Origin of the sequence: Thalassospira sp. UBA1131, assembly GCF_002311515.1 — a bacterium.
GTDB lineage: Bacteria > Pseudomonadota > Alphaproteobacteria > Rhodospirillales > Thalassospiraceae > Thalassospira.
The window spans coordinates 1-3,108 of record NZ_DCAO01000111.1; the positions used below are offsets into that span (position 1 = coordinate 1).

At 53.7% G+C, this 3,108-nt stretch carries 3 protein-coding genes; 1 reads left to right on the forward strand and 2 read right to left on the reverse strand.

From position 1 onward, the window contains the following. Together B3Z49_RS18800 and B3Z49_RS18805 are read right to left on the reverse strand one after the other, a co-directional pair. Nucleotides 1-182 (reverse strand): hypothetical protein (locus tag B3Z49_RS18800; RefSeq protein WP_296993613.1); only part of this gene is annotated, 182 nt, incomplete at its 3' end. Between the two features lie 113 nt (nt 183-295). Continuing rightward, a complete protein-coding gene (locus tag B3Z49_RS18805) occupies nt 296-1,270 on the reverse strand; it encodes a TAXI family TRAP transporter solute-binding subunit (RefSeq protein ID WP_064781356.1) in 975 nt (324 codons plus the stop codon). Between the two features lie 291 nt (nt 1,271-1,561). On the opposite strand from B3Z49_RS18805, the gene B3Z49_RS18810 reads away from it, so the two are divergent. Then, a partial coding sequence (locus B3Z49_RS18810) for a methyl-accepting chemotaxis protein (protein ID WP_296993617.1) occupies nt 1,562-3,108 on the forward strand: 1,547 nt, incomplete at its 3' end.

Consider the following 3,108-nt stretch of genomic DNA (forward strand, 5'->3'; position numbering starts at 1 on the left):
GTCATGCCCGAGAGCGAAACACCATTCAGTGCAAGCATGTGGAAGGCTGCATAGATTGCAGCGGAAATCGTGATAAAGGTCAGGCCACTGCCTTCGAAAAGACGTCGATTATGTTCGACCGGCTCTTCGTCAACACCATCGGCAATAAGGTGTTCGTCTTCCACCTGGCTTTTGTTTGTCATCTGTTCCCCCGCTCTCACGCAAGTTTGTTTTTGGCCACAGGCAAGCTGATAATTGAAAGATGGCGGACCGTCCGCCCGGACAGTCCGCCTTCAAGATGTTTAACAGACAGAAATTAGTGGATCATGTCTGCCGGAATGGATGCGCCATTTTCGTTGAACCACTTGGCAGCACCCGGGTGCCACTTCATGACCTTGTTCTTGTCCCAGTTTGCCGGAACAGTCGAACGGGCTGCACGGTGGATTGATACCATCCGCTCGTTGTCAGACATCACAACGTCGGTGGCGGCGTAAACAAAGCTTTCCGGGAGCTCGCAGTTGGCGATCGCGAAGTTCCACATCGAAACCGAACGCGCCGGTTCGGTCAGCGTGGTGTAGGTGTCTGCTGCGATGTCGAACTCGGATACCGGGAAGGCATCCATGATCTGTTTCTGTTCGGCTTCGGTGAATTCGATGATGTTCACGTCAGTCTGGACTTCAAGCTGGCTGACAGCCGGAACCGGAACACCTGCGGCAAACGCAATAACGTCAAGCAGACCATCCTGCAACTGACCGCCAAGGTCGGCCCAGCCACCATTACGTCGTTCGAAGTCAACACCGAGTTCTTCTAGCATGCGCGGGAAATATGTATCCGAGGTTGAGCCTGCCGGACCAAAGCCGATTTTGGCGCCAGCCGGAATGTCTGCAACCGAGGTAATTCCCGAGGAAGAGAGCGCCGTGATCGAGAACGGTGTCTGATACATCGGGAACATTGCACAGGCGTTGGTCATCTGAAGACCCGGTGCAATCGGGTTCGTACCTGCGAGTGATTCCGCAGCCGGCCCCATCGTCGTCATACCAAAGGCCGCTTCACCGGTATGGACAAGGGCCATGTTCTGCATCGGGCCGCCGGTGACTTCACCGCCACCCGAGATGCCGAGTTCTTCCGCCACAAGGTTCGCCCAGCCAGAACCATACGCGAAATAGGTCCCGCCCTGTGAAGCTGTACCAACGGTAAAGCTCTCCGGCCAGTCAGAACGGTCCTGAGCTACGGCAGCAGTGCTCCCGAACGCGAACGCGACCGCCATCCCTGCAAATAATGCGCGTTTCATCAATTTCCTCCGTTTATCGGTATTTTGTGAGAGTTCGCCACAAGTCATTTCCTCATATGGGGAAACTCAAAGTTGATAGCAATGTGGTTCTTAATCAATACCGAAAACAAAGAGATTTCATAGTGATGTCGATCTCTTGCCGGGTGCTACTTTAGTTGCATCCCGCAATGAGAAGACGTTCTGACGGATCAACTTTTCAGAAGCCTGAATGCTCGCGGCGCCAAGTGCTTGTAATCGCGTTACGCAACCACATTTGTTTAATGTAATGTACTTCTTCCGGAGGATTGCTGCATGTCGCTCAATATTGGTAGCCGGATATTGCTTGCTGCGGCAATGATCGTAGTTGCGACGTTCACGGCATTCATCCTCTATTTTGACTATCAGCAACGAACATACATCCAGAATGCGCTTGTGGCTAAATTGACCGAGAGTGGTTCGTTGGCCACTGCTGGCATCTCAAACTGGCTTGATGGCCGGCGCCTGTTGGTTGAGAGCCTCGCCAACAATATTGCCCGTGACAGTTCCCCCACCAATGTCGCTGAAGTTGCAAGCGGTGAGGCATTTGCCGAGTCATTTATCTTTTCATATTTCGGCAGTGCTGACGGTGTGATGACAATGTATCCGCCCGATGATCTGCCGCCAGACTACGATCCGCGCCAACGCCCATGGTATGCAGATGCAGTTTCTGTTGGTGACAGTACGCTTACCGAACCCTACACCGATGCATCCACCGGTCAGCTCATTGTTACGGCAACCACACCTGTTTTTGATGGATCAGATCTTCTTGGGGTTGTTGGCGGCGATATCGATATTGGTATCCTTGGTGACTTGGTTCGCAGCATCGACTTGGGCGGGATCGGATATGGCTTTCTAGTTAATGATCAGGGAACGGTGCTGATCCACCCGAGTGCAGAATTCACCCTTAAACCCCTGCCTGAAGTGTTTCCTGACGACACACCAACGGTGAAGGAAGGCATGGAGAACATCATTGATGGCACAGGCGATCAGTTGTTCACGTTTTTCCGCGTCAATGGCTTGCCTTCTGTAAACTGGTATCTCGGCTTTGCACTTGATCGCGATGCCGCATATGCGTCGCTTACCGAATTTCGCTACACTGCGATTATTACCGCAATCATTGCCATTCTGGCCATAATGGGCCTGATGGGGCTGCTGGTACGCATTTGGGTTTCGCGGCCGGTTATGAGTATGACGTCGGCCATGACTCGCCTCGCCAATGGTCAGAGGGATGTCGATGTTCCGGGAACGGAACTCAAGGACGAAATTGGCGCGATGGCCGCGGCTGTTCTGGTGTTTAAAAACAACGCTGCAGAAGTGGATCGCCTAGCGAGCGAGAACGAGGCCGCGACGAGACACGCGGCTGAGGCGCGCAGGCGCGCCATGGAACAAATGGCAGACAATTTCGAGAAGAGTGTTCTTTCCATTGTGGAAACAGTGGCTGACGCGGCCGAAAAAACGCAGTCGATCGCAACCCAGTTATCTGCCAATGCAGAGGAATCGACGGCCCGTGCCGCCGCTGTTTCGAGCGCTGCGCACATAACAACGGAAAATGTGCAGGCGGTGGCGTCCGCAACCGAGGAACTCTCTGCTGCCATTCGCGAAATTGGTGCACAGGTTACGCAATCAATCGAAGTTGCGACCGAGGCAGTTTCTGGCGTCAACAGTACCTCTGCAACGGTCACAGAGCTTGCCGAGGCCGCTGAGCGGATCGGCAAAGTCGTCGGTCTCATTCAAGATATTGCCGGGCAAACAAACCTTCTGGCGCTGAACGCTACCATCGAAGCAGCACGTGCAGGTGATGCTGGTAAGGGCTTTGCCGT

Bases quoted from the DNA above. Each gene is read 5' to 3' on its own strand.
- B3Z49_RS18805 (WP_064781356.1), bottom strand. From the start codon at position 1,270: ATGAAACGCGCATTATTTGCAGGGATGGCGGTCGCGTTCGCGTTCGGG.